The sequence below is a fragment of the Paraglaciecola aestuariivivens genome (assembly GCF_052983255.1).
In genome coordinates this window covers 286,834-301,090 of sequence record NZ_JBRKBA010000006.1, presented here as the reverse complement: position 1 = coordinate 301,090, position 14,257 = coordinate 286,834, and the positions used below count along the sequence as shown (strand labels likewise).

Sequence of the window (14,257 nt, the reverse complement as noted above, 5' to 3'; positions counted from 1 at the left end):
TACGCTTAACAGAGACTTTAATGCTGTGAAACCGAATCAAAAATGGGTAACCGATATCACAGAGTTTAAGGTAGCTAACCAACGTGTCTACCTGTCACCAATCATTGACCTGTTTAATCAAGAGGTTATTAGTTATGAGGTTGGCACTTCACCGAGATTAAATCTAGTCACGGATACGCTAAACAAGGCTATAAAACAATTACAATGGCATGAGCGACCACTCATTCACTCTGACCAAGGTTGGCAATATCAACACCAGATGACCAGAAAAATCATTGCAGACAACAACTTAATACAAAGTATGTCTAGAAAAGGAAATTGCTTAGATAATGCCGTTGCAGAAAACTTCTTCGGCATATTAAAGACGGAAATGTATCACGGCTATGAGTACAAAAGTGTTACTGAGCTGGTAAACGCAATCAAAGAATATATAAAATATTACAATCACAAACGAATTAAGCTGAAACTAAAAGGCCTGAGTCCGATAGCATATCGAAATCAGGCCTTGGTAGCCGCTTAGAAATGAGTCCAACTTTACGGGGTCACTTCATGTGCGGGGCTTTATTATTTTTGTCTTGCATTTATCCGAAGATTTATTTGTATCGGCACTATCTATACCTAAGCTATAGTGATTAAATAATCATCGAATGTGATTTTTATTGAACAATAAAAAGTTCAGTTAAACAAACATTTAATGTGCCTTAAGTGACTATGGAAATTGCCGCATGCAGGAAAAAATATTGGTGGTAGATGATGAACCCACCATACTTAGATTGGTTCAATTTGTACTTGAAGAACATGGCTATATGGTGATTACCACTCAAAGTGGTGAAGAAGCCTTACAATTAGCCGTTAGCGCAAAGCCTGATTTAATTATTCTTGATGTAAATATGCCTGGCGGGTGGAGCGGTTTTGAAACCTGCCAAAAGTTTAAGGCGCACCCAGAGTTTTCTAGTATTCCCATCATCTTTTTAACCGCCAATGCAAAAAACTTTGAAGAAGGATTTAAACTTGGCTGTGCCGATTATTTAGCTAAACCCATTAACCAATCAGAGTTAGTAGTTCGCACCCAATTTCACCTAAAAATGCGGCGCTTGGTTAACGAGGCGCAAAGTGCAAATGAACACTTAGAAGAACAGGTTTTCGCTAGAACACGAGATTTGACTGAATCCAATAGACGCTTAAATCAAGTCATTAATGAAAGAAAGCTATTAGAAGAACGCCTACAAGACCAAGTAGGCACTGACTTTTTAACCCAACTGGCCAGTGGCGTAGCTTTTGAAAAAGAATTGCAAGCGTGTTTAGACAACAGAGTTAATAGCCAAACTAAAGGAGCGTTTTTATTTTTAGATTTATTTGAATTTGAAAGTATCAATCAACTTTATGGTTGGGAGGCGGGTGATTACGTTTTAATTACTATTAGTCAGATGCTACCAAAACAATTAACCCCCTCTACCTTAGTAGGTCGTTTGGGCGGCGACCAGTTTGCGGTTTTTCTGCCAGATACGGACAAAAAAACCACCAAAAACATTGCCCGAGGCCTAATAGATTGTGTCAGTACCTTTCCTTTTAAATGGCAAGACAACCCTATGCAAGTGAACCTTTGTATTGGCTATTGTTTTGTAGAGCACAAAGAAAAGGATGTGAGAAAAATAATATCAAGAGCCAGCCAAGCTTCTGCCATTGCCAAAAGCCATGGTGCAGGGACTATCATTAATTATCATGAGCAAACTGCCATACAAAGTCCCAAAGAGGCGGATGAAGAATTTTACCGCTATATAGAGTCAGCGTTGCAAGCCAACCAATTTTCAGTGTTTTTTCAAAAAGTATTCCCCATAAAAAACTTATTTAATTATAAGCCTTCTATAGAGTTGTTAATTAGGCTCAAAAGCCAATCATCTGAGCGCTTAATGTTACCCACAGAGTTTTTGACTTTTGCAAAACGCTCAACCTTAAGTCATAAAATTGATTTATGGATGGTTAAACAAGCGATTAATTGGCTGGCTAAACAAACAAAAATTGAAAAAGACATTAGCCATGTGTCTATAAACCTTTCGGCACAAAGCATTGCCAATCCCATGTTTTTAATCACTTTAGAAAACTTATTGAGCGAAAAAGAAGTGCCAGCTAAGTTAGTTTGCTTTGAACTATCAGAGCCAGATGTTTTGCACTCTATTAGTCGCACTCGCACCTTTTTAGCAAGATTAAAAGCGATTGGCTGTAAAACCTGCATTGATGACTTTGGAGGGCAAAGCAGCATTTATCAATATTTAACTGACTTGCCAATTGATCAGGTCAAAGTTGGTGGAAGCTTTATTCAACAATTGGCCAACAGTCCGTTAAATTCTGTGGTGTTAAAAATGTTTAAAAACTTAACCGAGATTACCGGTAATACCCTAGTTGCAAAACAAGTAGAAAATGAACAGGTTGCTGAAAAGTTAAAGCATATAGGCGTAGGCTTTGCGCAAGGCCAGCATTTTCATGCACCCTGCGCGCTAAAAAATTACGCCCCCAAAAAACAAACCTAAATTAAAAGTCTAAGCTTAGCGTAAAGTAAATTGAGCGGGGTTCGCCAACAAAATAACGATACTGGCCAAACCCAAAGTCTGCTCGTTCAGCATAGTCTTGGTCAGTTAAGTTTATAAGCTTTAACGACAAACCTAGCCTTTGACTAAGCGGCCAGCTCCCTCTTAGGTTTAATAAGTTATGCCCACTGTATTTGGCCGTGTTTTCTGGGTTTAGATAATAACTGCCTAGATGCACCCACTCTAATTCGGCGGTGCCGCCCCAAAAATTGGTGGTTCCTAGTTGTAAACTGGCCATATGCCTTGGTGCAGTATCAATTTCATTACCTAGAATATTCGTTTGACTCAATTGAATATTTGACCCGTACCTGTGTTTAGCCACACTGCCACTTGCGCCAAGGTAATACTGCTGCCACTGGTATTCAATGGCCAATTCAAGACCATGATGAGAGGTTTTACCATCGTTTATATTGAATCTGTTGCTGTCTTGAAAAATAAACTGCTCTTTGTTCATCGAAAACAGCGTGAAATCATAAGATAAATCTTTAGCTTGCCCTTTAATGCCGAATTCAATTGAACGCAATTGCTCTGGTTTTAAATCAGCTACATTTTGCCCTCCTTGTAACCTAAACAACTCAGTGGCTTGCGGTGCGCGGTAACCGGTTGAATATTGGGCATATAATTTGTGCTGATTGGTTAAAGCATAGAGTCCATTCAATTGATAGGACCACTGAGTAAACTGGCGTTTTTGATCACTAGGGCGGGTAAATCGGCAAGTAGATACGTCAGCAGCACAAGCACTACCGTCAGATAAAAAGTTTTGGTAAGCATATTCGGTTTTTTCAAAGCGCAGCCCTGAGCTTAAGCTTAAGTTAGGCTGTGCTTGCCAAACTAACTGGGTAAAGGGAGCAATAACCTTGGCATCTACCTGGTAATCATAATGTATGCCCATTGGGATAGTTGGGGCAAAAGCCTCAGCTTGGATTTCGGTTAACTCTCCTTGAGTAAAATCAAAATCCACCCCAGTTAACCAAGTAAAGGCTCCTAACTTTTGGCTAAGTTGTGTCTGTAAACCTAGGCCTTTTTGGCTATTTTCTTCTTCAGGTTGCCAAGGCAAATAGTGTTGTAAAAAACGCATGGCAGTGGTTCTAAGGTAGGGCTTTAAGGTTAATAGGATGGTTTCGTTTGGTGCATATTCTATGAGGCTATAGATACGCGCTGAGTGGCTATCTCTAAAAGCTTCAGGATTGGGGTTTTGAGTTTTTAATCTGGCGTCTCTATAGGCTTCAAAGCCACTTATAAAGCCAGCCGTTTGTTGAGCTAAATGGCTCGCGGCAAACACATTTTTAATTTGCCAATTGCCTTGCTGATATTGATGAATGAGGTTGAGTTTTTGCTGCTCATAACCACTCTCATCTAAGTAGCCTCGATCTTTAGTGACATGCCCATACAATATTACCCCATGTTCGTCTTACACTGAGGACAACTTAAATAAAGCTCGCTGATAACCATGCGGACCCAAATTTAAAGCAAACTGCCCAGGCTGCTGGTCAAATACCTCTGGCGTTAAAATATTAATCACACCATGCACTGCATTTGAACCATAAAACGTGCTAGCAGGACCGCGTATAACTTCAATATTTGCCGCTTGTAGGGTATTTAAATCAAAAAGTTGATTGGCATTGCAAAAGCCTGGCGCCCTAGCCGAAATGCCATCTTGGGCAATATAAAACGCGCCACAGCCCCCTGCCCCAGTCAAAACAGGAGAGCGAATGGCAGTTAGGTGTTCTTGGCCATTGCCTCTGCTTATCCATCCTCCGGGCACCCGTACTAGCGCTTGATTAATGTGTTGATGTTCAATTAACTGCAAAGTGTCTTGATTGATTTGGCTAATATTACTGGCAACATCTAACATCCCTGCGGCCTGGCGCGTGGCACTCACTGTTATTTTTTCCACTTCAGGTTCCAACTCTTCTGCCAACAAAGAAATAGGCAATAACAATATCAGCAGCAAAAAGATTAGCTTATTCAAAATCACTCCAAAGGCATCTAGGGGAAGCCCCTCTAGATCAAAAATTAAAAGATTGAAAGTTACACTTGATGGTTTTTTTTACCCTAGTGGGCTAAGCATATCAAACTATTGCATGGCATGGTGGGTAAGTCAGTTGCTTAAACCTTTAGTTAGACATAATAATGAGTGGCATAGGCAGTTTAAAAAGCCCCCAAACCACCCTTAGTCTAAGCTCTGTTTTCTGATAATCAGCGTTTTTTAAGCAAAAAGTTAGGGCATTTAGTCTTTATTTGCTTAAATCATTGGATTACTTAACAAAAACGAGCGAATTCAGTGTAGAAATTGACTAGCCTTAGGCGTTTTTTTTTGCTGTAATGGGAATAAGTTTAATGCGATGAAGCCTGTAATATGCAAATTGGTTGGCGCGATTTTATTAAAGGCCACTTTAAGAAGGCCTCAAAATTTCATTCCCTCGGAATTGAGATTGGCGTTAATGACTTCCACATTTCAGTAATACAAAAATCCAAAGGTCAGCTCCATTGGGTTAAACAGCACTCTTTGCCCATAGATGACTGGCAATCAGAATTAAAAACTTTTGTTGAAAAAAATCACTTGGCCAATACTAAATGTAATGTAGCCCTGTCTATTTCTAAATATCAACTCTTACAGTTAGATCGCCCAGAAGTTGCCGAAAATGAAATTAACCAAGCGTTACAATGGTCGGTAAAAGAACAATTGTTTAGTGAATTTGAGTTAGCTATAGATTATTTTGATCCGCCTGTAGCCGCGTCAAACGTAAAAAAAGTCAATGTAGTAGCAATAGGCGAGCAAGAGATTTGTGATATTCGCGATGGCGTATTAAAAGCCGGGCTTAACCTCAATACCATTGGTGTTGAAGAACTAGTAACCTGTAACTTAGTTGAACCTAGTGACGATGCGGTTATTATCTTAAAACATGAAGATGGCGGCCAACTAAGCTTAAACATTGTTAAACGCAATCTATTATACTTTTCGCGACGTTTAAGAGGCTACGAAAACATCGCCAGCTTTTCTAAAGACGAATTAAAAATGGCGGTGGTTGATAACTTAAGTTTAGAAATTCAACGCTCTATGGATTATTTTGAAAGTCAGCTACGTCAGGCTCCAGTTAAAAAAGTCTATTTATCTTTAGACACTATTCATCAAGAAGAACTTGAGAGTATGATTAAAGAAGTCATCTTTATCTCGGTGGAAAAGTTAGTGCCTAATATTATTAACGACAACCACTTGCCTTTGTTACCCACAAGCTTTGCAAGTTTGGGAGCCGCTGTTGAATCTCCGAGTTTAGTTACATCATGAAAAGTAACGTAAACCTTTACCAACCCAAATATCAGCCTACATTAAGGCTGCTTAACCTATCTATAGTTGTGCGACTTTGGGGACTGAGCTTTTTGGCCTCGGTTTTAGTCTATGCCTACTTTAACTTTGAGCAACAGCAAATCGAATCTGAGTTAAGTTTGGTAAAAGAAAATCAAAAAAGCCAAACCATGCTAGTTTCTGAATTACAACTAGCTGTTGATAACATGCAAGTCGATCCACAGTTATTAAAAACCATTGAAAAAAATCGTGAAATTTTAAGCTCTAAACAAAGAGTGTTAGCCGAGTTGTCGGGACAAGAGTCACTCAAATCTAATGGTTACGCCAATTTGATGTTAGAGCTAGCTCAAAATCATCCTAAGGGCTTGTGGTTAACTCATATTCAACTTGATGGTCAAAAAGTAGTAATGGAAGGCGCGGCCAATGACTCGGCTATTATTCCTAAATGGTTAAATTCACTTGGCAAAACCAACTATTTTAAAGGCCAAAAATTTGCCGATACCCGTTTATACCGCGATGAAAATCAACAACTTAGCTTTGTTATCACCTCTGGAAAATCCTCTACTGAGAGTAAGGAGCTAAAAGGTGAGTAGTAAGTTCCAAGAAGAATATCAAAAGCTATCTGAGAAATTTTTAGAAGCAACACTACGCGAGCAATTTTTAATCTTGTTTTGTGGTGTGGTAGTAGTAGTAATGTTGAGTTATCACTTATTAATTTCGCCCGTGTTAACTCAGTCAGATAAATTAAATAATAATATTTCTAATATTCAATCTCAGATCAGCAGTTTAACCGCTGATGTGGCTAAGCTGTCGGTGAAAATAAATGAAGATCCCAACCAACCAGCACATGCCAGAATTGCCGATCTACAAGATGAAATTGCGCAACTCGATGCCCAATTAGCGCAACAAACTAAACACTTAGTACCTGCCAGTAAAATGGCCAGCATGTTGGAAAATGTGCTGACCGATAGTAAAGGATTAAAGTTAATAGAATTAAAGTCCATTCCTCCAACGGCAATACTAGCCGCTGGCCCAGAAGATCAAAATACTCAAGAAACCGGCTTATACCGTCATGGTGTTACCTTAATTTTTGAAGGCAGTTACTTTGATATTCAACAATATCTAGCCAAGTTAGAAGCCTTACATTGGCAATTTTATTGGAAAAAGTTTGATTATTTAGTTGGCGAATATCCTAAATCTAAGGTTGAATTAGACATATATACGCTTAGTACTAATAAAGCCTTTATTGGAATTTAAATGAAATACGTAATAATGGGGTTAACTTTATTGTTCGGCTCGGCTTCGCTAGAGGCTCAGGAAGCGATTGATCCTACTAAACCTGATTTAACAAGTTTGGTCAAAAATGACAAAAACAATCAGCTTAGTATGCAAAAAAACCAACAATTAAAACTAACTGCCATAATTAACAGCGAACAACAAATATTAGCCATAATAAATGGTAAAAGTGTTGTTCAAGGTCAACAAATTGATGGGTATGAAGTTCTGTCTATCAGTCAAAACCATGTCATTATAGATGGCTTAGAAGGCAAACAAACGCTTTATGTCAATAACAACAACGTTAAAAAAGACACAACAAATGGTTACTAATAAAGTTCTACTAATCAGTGTAATTATGCTGGCATCAGCGTGCCAAAACACACAACAAAAAACCGCTATCGGGCAGTCTTTAGATGAGGCCATAGAAACTCATAACCAGGCCCCTACGGCTGAGCAAGCCAAGCTTGAATCTGTACCCGATGAAATTAATCAAGCTCTTATGCCTGAAGCCAATAACGCTGATGCGCAACTCTTTGGCGAAGCAAAATACGATATTAATGCCCAAAAAGTACCAGCAGATGCCTTTTTCAGTAGCATAGTACAAGGCACGGCTTACAGCGTGGCTATTCACCCAGAAGTGTCTGGCGAAATCTCATTAGATTTAAAACAAGTAACCTTAAGTGAAGTATTTGATCTTGTTGCCGAATTGTATGGATACGAAATTTCACGCAAACAAAATATTTATCGCATTTATCCATCTGGCATGCGTACTGAAACCTTTGCTGTTAACTACTTATTAATGACCCGCGATGGCTCTACTCAAACCAGCATTACCTCTGGTGGGGTTTCGCAGGCCGCTGGCAATAACAGTGGCAATAGCAATTCTCAAAATAGCTTTAGTGGAAATTCAAGTAATAACAACTCGGGTGGCGGATCTTTTGGCAACAACAATAATATCAATGGCACCAATATTAGTACCCGTACCGAAACCGATTTTTGGACAGAATTATTAACCACCCTAGAATCTATGATAGGTGATGGGGATGGCCGCAGCGTTATGGTGACTCCTCAAGCAGGCTTAGTCACTGTGCGTGCTATGCCACAAGAAATTAGAGCCATAAAAGCCTTCTTAGATGTGTCTGAAGAAATTGTACAAAGACAAGTAGTGCTTGAAGCTCGCATTATAGAAGTTTCATTAGACGACGCTTATCAGCAAGGCATCAATTGGACACAAATTTTAGCCAATAGCGGTTCTACAGATTTTCAATTTTCAAACTCTACTGGCAGTATTGGCAATAGCATCAGCGCAGCTTTGGGCAATATCACTAGTTTATCTTTTGTAAACAAAGACTTTTCGGGCGTACTGTCGCTGTTATCTACCCAAGGCAATGTACAAGTATTGTCTAGCCCCAGAGTAACAGCAGTTAATAATCAAAAAGCGGTAATTAAAGTAGGTGACGATGAATACTTTGTCACCGATGTGTCTAGCCAAAGCACTATTTCTAGTAGCACAACCTCAGTTGCGCCTAATATCGAACTCACACCTTTCTTTTCGGGTATCGCTTTAGATGTTACCCCGCAAATTGATAAAGATGGGGTAGTGTTATTGCATGTTCATCCTTCGGTAATCGAAACCGAAGAACAAGAAAAAGTCGTCACCTTAAATGAAGAACAATACATTTTGCCGCTGGCGCAAAGTAACATTCGTGAATCTGATACTGTCATCAGAGCCAAGTCTGGAGAAATTGTGGTAATAGGTGGTTTGATGCAATCTATTATTTCTGAGGCAGAGTCTAAAACGCCTTTGCTGGGCGACATTCCTGTATTAGGAAACTTGTTTAAAAATAAAAGAAACAGTGAAATCAAAAAAGAGCTGGTGATTTTAATTAAACCCACAGTTGTCGATAAAGACACCTGGAAGCAACAATTAAAGCGTAGTAGAGATCAAATGGCCGATTGGCTGCACGTGGATTAGATCATGTATTTATACCATTATGGTATTAAAGAACTGCCCTTTACCTTAACGCCAAATACTAGTTATTTTTTTGGCTTGCCTAGTCATAAGGAAGCCATTCAGGTGTTGCTTACTGCACTACAAACCGGTGAGGGCTTTATTAAAGTGACCGGCGAAGTAGGCACGGGTAAAACCTTAATTTGCCGTAAATTATTAAACGAGCTTCCTGAACACTTTGTTGCAGCTTATATTCCTAACCCTTATTTGACTCCAAGTGAGCTAAGACGAGCTGTGGCAAGTGAGCTGAATGTGGTGCTAACCGAACATGCCGATCAGCAAGAATTTACCCAACGCATTCAACAACGCCTAATTCAAATCCACCACCAAAATAAAGGGGTGGTATTAATTATTGATGAATCTCAAGCTTTACCCGTAGAGAGCATTGAAGCATTACGATTAATTACCAATTTAGAAACTGAATCACGAAAATTATTGCAAGTTGTATTGTTTGGTCAGCCAGAATTAAACGATAAACTGGCTTTGCCCGAATTACGCCAGCTTAAACAGCGCGTGACTTTTTCTTACACACTACAATTAATGGACATAGATCAAGTTCGTCAATATGTAAAACATAGAATGAAGGTTGCTGGTTATCGAGGCCCAGATTTGTTTGACCGAAAATGTTGTGCCATGCTGTTTAAAGCGAGTAAAGGTACCCCAAGAATTGTTAATGTTATCAGCCACAAAGCCCTGATGTTGGCCTATGGTGAAGGTAAACAACAAGTCACCCCTCAACATATTCGCTTAGCAACACAAGACACAGAAGCTGCCCATCAACCTCCTAGTAAAATTAAAACAGCCATAGTGTTTATGCTGCTTAGTTTATTAATTTTGAGTGTAGTTTTTTTATTTTGGAATAGGTGGCCACTTTGAGTGTAGTAAATAAAATGCTGCAAGATTTAGAAGCTCGCAAGCAGCAAGATGAAACTCTCAATGCCGACTATCAGCCACCTGAAAAACGGCAATCTAAACTGTTATTGGTCAGCTTATTATTGTTGGCAGTCATTGCCATAGCACTGGCATTAACAGACTTTGCTTGGTTAAACGACCAGCCTCAACCACAGGCCAAGCCTGTTGTTGAAAATGTTGTTATGCAAAAACCACAAACACCTGACTCATCGGCCAATACTGGCAGTGTCTCACAGCCGATGAACACTCAGCCTGTAGCTGTCTTTACTCCACCTGTCACCGAAACTCCAACAACAGTTGAAACCAATTCTGCGCCCATTAGTGCAAGTTTGCCAGCCGAATCACCGCAGTCAGAATCAAGTGTTGAGTCAAAAGAACCAGTGGCAAAATTGGCTGTACATTTAAACCAAACTGCGTCTGAATTGCAGCCTGAAGCCCAAATTAGCCAGCCTTCTGTCCCAGTGGTTAAGCCTAGTTTTTCTATGAGTGACAGTAAACAAGAACATAAAGCCATAAGCCTCAAGCAACAAATTGCAGAAAGCTTAAATAGTAACGACATAAATACCGCTCAAACTTTGTTGAATGAATTGTTACTAAACGAGCCAGAAAACCTTAAGGCACGCAAAAAGCTCGCCTCCTTATACTTTTCACAAGGCAACTATGCACAAACCCGGCAACTTTTAGTGAGAGGCATAGACCTACATCCCAATCAAGCCGACTTACGCTTAATGTTGGCCCGCTTGTACGCGGTGCAAAAATCACCAGAACAAGCCATGAAGATTTTAAGTGATTTTGAACCTAGTAGTTATAACCAAGCCGAATATTTAGCTTACCGCGCAGCCTTGGCACAACAATTAAACAAAATTGAGCTTGCAAAGGCCGACTATTTAACCTTGACCAGTATTGAAGCAACTAATGCTAAATGGTTATTAGGCTTGGCCATAACCCATGACAAGTTAGGCGAAACCGCTGCAGCATCTCAAGCCTATGCTAAAGCGTTTGCCCTAGATCAACTGGATGATTCAGTTAATCAATTTATTCAACAACGACTTTCAGTATTAGCAGGGGCGCAATGAAACCTAAAGCCAAAATACGCTTAGGCGACTTATTAGTTCAGCAAGGCATCATCAGCAACGAGCAGTTGATGGACGCGCTCAGCGCTCAAAAAGAATCAGGGCGAAAGCTAGGCTCAATGTTAACCGAGCTAGGCTTTGTGACAGAAAACCAATTATTACAGTTTTTGTCACAACACTTAAATGTGCCTATGGTGGACATTGGCCAGTATAATGTGAATTTAGCGGCAGTTAACATGCTGCCCGAAGTACAAGCTCGTAGACACCGAGCCTTAGTGTTAGATGATAAAGGTGACAAGTTACTGGTTGCCATGAGTGACCCGGCTGACTTAGCTGCGGTGGATGTTTTATCTGGCATGTTACCTAAGCCTATTGATGTGGCGGTAGTCAGCGACCAACAATTGATCCAAGCCTACGATAATTTATATCGCCGCACCGATGAAATTGCCTCTTTTGCCCAAGAATTAGCCGAAGAATACCAAGACGAAGAAGAGTTTGACTTTGATACAGGTGTGGGCGATGAACAAGACACTGCCGTTGCCAGATTATTACAATCTATTTTTGAAGATGCCATTCAAGCCAAAGCATCAGATATTCACATTGAGCCAGATGAAGCACAGCTTCGTATACGTATGCGGGTAGATGGAGTTTTACAAGAAAACGTCATCCAAGAAAAAAATATCGCCTCGGCCTTAGTATTAAGATTAAAACTAATGTCTGGCTTAGACATTTCTGAAAAACGACTACCTCAAGATGGCCGCACCAGTATGCGGATTAAGGGTCATACCATAGATGTGCGGGTATCAACCATGCCCATACAGGCCGGTGAATCTGTGGTTATGCGATTATTAGATCAATCAGCAGGCTTACTGACTCTTGACCAAACAGGTATGCCCAATAATTTATTAACTCGCTTTAGAAGTTTATTGCATAGACCCCACGGTATGATTTTAGTCACTGGGCCTACAGGTTCGGGTAAAACCACCACACTCTATGGTGCATTGAGCGAGTTAAACCAAGCGGCAACCAAAATCATTACAGTAGAAGATCCTGTTGAATATAGGTTACCTAGAGTTAACCAGGTTCAAACCAACAATAAAATTGGCTTAAATTTTTCCAATGTCTTACGCACAACCTTACGTCAAGATCCCGATATCATCATGGTCGGTGAGATGCGAGATCAAGAAACCGCCGAAATAGGCTTGCGTGGTGCATTAACCGGTCACTTAGTGTTATCTACCTTGCACACCAACGATGCCATAAGTAGTGCAGTAAGACTTTTAGATATGGGAGCGCCAGGCTATTTAGTGGCCAGTTCATTGCGAGCGGTAATAGCGCAACGTTTGGTACGTAAAATTTGTAACAAATGTAGCCAAGATTACCAATTAAATGCCGAAGAAGTCTTATGGCTAAATAGTTTAGACGACAACCTACAAGCGGTTAAATTCAAACGTGGTGCTGGCTGTCAAAGTTGTAATAAAACCGGCTACAAAGGTCGAATAGGGGTATTCGAATTACTCGAAATGACCGAAAGCATGATGAATGCCCTTAAGTTAAACGACACCAGCAAATTTGCCGAAACGGCACTAGAAAGCCCTGGCTTTATTCCTTTAGCTAAAGTTGCCCTTATGTATGCCAAAATGGGCATAACAACAGTGGATGAGGTGCTTAAACTAATTGAGATGGTTGCAGATGATAAAGTTAACCCAACAGCAGAAAATCCAGAGGCCATTGAAGAAGAATTAGCTCAAGTAGCCAGTGAGCAACAAGAAAACCCAGAGCCAAGCACCAACATTGCTAAGCCTGCTAGTACATCTGAGTTTTCCTTTGAGCTAGAACCAGATACTAAACCACCTGGAGGCGACGGTGGCTCAGTTTAGTTATAAAGCACGTAAAGCTAGCGGCGAACTAGCCACTGGAGTTTTAGAAGCATCAGATGCCTCTGCTGTGGCACAAATTCTTATGGGCCGCAGTTTTACCCCTATCGAAATTGTTGAAACCAAACAAAAAGCGATTGCTGAATCAGATAAAGTATCTTTTCTGACTCCTCAAATATCCCTAGATGATTTGGTGATTTTCTCTCGTCAGATGTATTCGTTGGCCAAATCCGGCATTCCCATTTTACGTGCGGTAAAAGGTTTAGCAGATACCACTAACTCTAAACGTATGGCTTTGGCCTTAGATGATGTTGCCGATCAATTAGAGCGCGGGCGAACTCTGTCCTCAGCACTTAACAAACATAATCAAGTATTTGGCCGATTGTTTGTCAGTATTGTGCACGTGGGTGAGAACACAGGTAAATTAGATGATGCGTTTTTACAGTTATCTTTTTATCTAGAGCGCGAACAAGAAACCCGCAAACAAATTAAAGCGGCGACTCGTTATCCCATGTTTGTCATTATTGCCATAGTAGTAGCTATGGTTATTATGAATATGGTGGTGATCCCAATATTTGCTGAAATGTTTTTATCTTTTGGTGCAGAGTTGCCGGCCATGACCCGCATACTACTAGCAACCTCCAACTTTTTTATTACTAAATGGTTTTATTTAGTGATTGGAATTGCCTTAGTGACTTTTGCTTTAATGCGTTATTTACGCACTGAAACAGGCCGCTACAAATGGGATAGAGCTAAGTTAAGATTACCTATAGTGGGCAGTATTTTCGAACGTACGCTCTTAGGGCGATTTGCTCGTAGTTTTTCCATGATGTTAGTGTCGGGTGTTCCATTGACCTCAGCACTAAATTTAGTGGCAGAAGCTGTCAACAATTCTTATATGGCTGATCGTGTGTTAACCATGCGCAAAAACATTGAAAAAGGTGAAAGCCTGTCGCGGGTAGCTGCAAGCAGTAAGTTATTTACCCCATTAGTATTGCAAATGATTAACGTTGGCGAAGAAACTGGCCGTGTAGACGAATTATTGGCCGAGGCAGCGGAGTTTTACGAAAGAGAAGTGGATTACGATTTAAAAAGCTTAACCTCAAAAATAGAGCCTATTTTAATAAGTGTAGTTGCGGGTATGGTACTAATATTAGCCTTAGGTATATTTACTCCTATGTGGGACATGATGGGGGCAATAAAAGGCTAAGGCG

13 protein-coding genes are annotated in these 14,257 nt (G+C 40.2%); 11 read left to right on the top strand and 2 right to left on the bottom strand.

Going from position 1 to position 14,257, the window contains the following annotated elements; translation table 11 throughout:
• Positions 1 to 520, top strand: a 520-nt coding sequence (locus ACVCDT_RS11560) for an IS3 family transposase (RefSeq protein WP_447132937.1), incomplete at its 5' end; no start/stop codon positions are given.
• A gap of 205 nt (positions 521 to 725) precedes the next feature.
• Positions 726 to 2,528: a two-component system response regulator gene (locus ACVCDT_RS11555; protein ID WP_447132936.1), complete on the top strand. Its 1,803-nt coding sequence runs from the start codon at positions 726 to 728 to the stop codon at positions 2,526 to 2,528.
• 1 nt (position 2,529) lies between these two features.
• Here ACVCDT_RS11555 and ACVCDT_RS11550 read toward each other — a convergent pair whose 3' ends face one another.
• Both ACVCDT_RS11550 and ACVCDT_RS11545 read right to left on the bottom strand, forming a co-directional pair.
• Positions 2,530 to 3,978, bottom strand: a complete 1,449-nt coding sequence (locus ACVCDT_RS11550) for a TonB-dependent receptor (RefSeq protein WP_447132935.1) — start codon at positions 3,976 to 3,978, stop codon at positions 2,530 to 2,532.
• Positions 3,979 to 3,996: 18 nt separating this feature from the next.
• On the bottom strand, positions 3,997 to 4,557 hold the full coding sequence (locus ACVCDT_RS11545; protein WP_447132934.1) for a TonB-dependent receptor: 561 nt from the start codon (positions 4,555 to 4,557) through the stop codon (positions 3,997 to 3,999).
• Between the two features lie 387 nt (positions 4,558 to 4,944).
• Here ACVCDT_RS11545 and ACVCDT_RS11540 point away from each other — a divergent pair, with 387 nt between their 5' ends.
• The 9 genes from ACVCDT_RS11540 to ACVCDT_RS11500 are packed head-to-tail and all read left to right on the top strand — an operon-like array spanning position 4,945 to position 14,253.
• Positions 4,945 to 5,874, top strand: coding sequence for an MSHA biogenesis protein MshI (locus ACVCDT_RS11540; protein ID WP_447132933.1), 930 nt, complete (start codon positions 4,945 to 4,947; stop codon positions 5,872 to 5,874).
• Complete coding sequence (locus tag ACVCDT_RS11535; protein ID WP_447132932.1) at positions 5,871 to 6,485, top strand: PilN domain-containing protein; 615 nt, start codon at positions 5,871 to 5,873, stop codon at positions 6,483 to 6,485. Before ACVCDT_RS11540 ends, ACVCDT_RS11535 begins: the two co-directional genes overlap by 4 nt.
• The gene (locus tag ACVCDT_RS11530) at positions 6,478 to 7,149 is read left to right on the top strand and encodes a type II secretion system protein GspM (RefSeq protein WP_447132931.1); all 672 of its coding nucleotides are present in this window, start codon (positions 6,478 to 6,480) and stop codon (positions 7,147 to 7,149) included. Before ACVCDT_RS11535 ends, ACVCDT_RS11530 begins: the two co-directional genes overlap by 8 nt.
• A complete protein-coding gene (locus tag ACVCDT_RS11525; protein WP_447132930.1) occupies positions 7,150 to 7,500 on the top strand; it encodes a hypothetical protein in 351 nt (116 codons plus the stop codon). It abuts the gene before it with no gap.
• A complete protein-coding gene (gene mshL / locus ACVCDT_RS11520; RefSeq protein ID WP_447132929.1) occupies positions 7,490 to 9,145 on the top strand; it encodes a pilus (MSHA type) biogenesis protein MshL in 1,656 nt (551 codons plus the stop codon). Before ACVCDT_RS11525 ends, mshL begins: the two co-directional genes overlap by 11 nt.
• Positions 9,146 to 9,148: 3 nt before the next feature.
• A complete protein-coding gene (locus tag ACVCDT_RS11515) occupies positions 9,149 to 10,057 on the top strand; it encodes an ExeA family protein (protein ID WP_447132928.1) in 909 nt (302 codons plus the stop codon).
• A complete protein-coding gene (locus tag ACVCDT_RS11510; RefSeq protein WP_447132927.1) occupies positions 10,054 to 11,169 on the top strand; it encodes a tetratricopeptide repeat protein in 1,116 nt (371 codons plus the stop codon). Before ACVCDT_RS11515 ends, ACVCDT_RS11510 begins: the two co-directional genes overlap by 4 nt.
• Entirely contained in the window at positions 11,166 to 13,046 is a 1,881-nt protein-coding gene (locus ACVCDT_RS11505) for a GspE/PulE family protein (protein WP_447132926.1), read from the top strand. Before ACVCDT_RS11510 ends, ACVCDT_RS11505 begins: the two co-directional genes overlap by 4 nt.
• On the top strand, positions 13,033 to 14,253 hold the full coding sequence (locus tag ACVCDT_RS11500) for a type II secretion system F family protein (RefSeq protein ID WP_447132925.1): 1,221 nt from the start codon (positions 13,033 to 13,035) through the stop codon (positions 14,251 to 14,253). Before ACVCDT_RS11505 ends, ACVCDT_RS11500 begins: the two co-directional genes overlap by 14 nt.
• Positions 14,254 to 14,257: the final 4 nt, after the last annotated feature.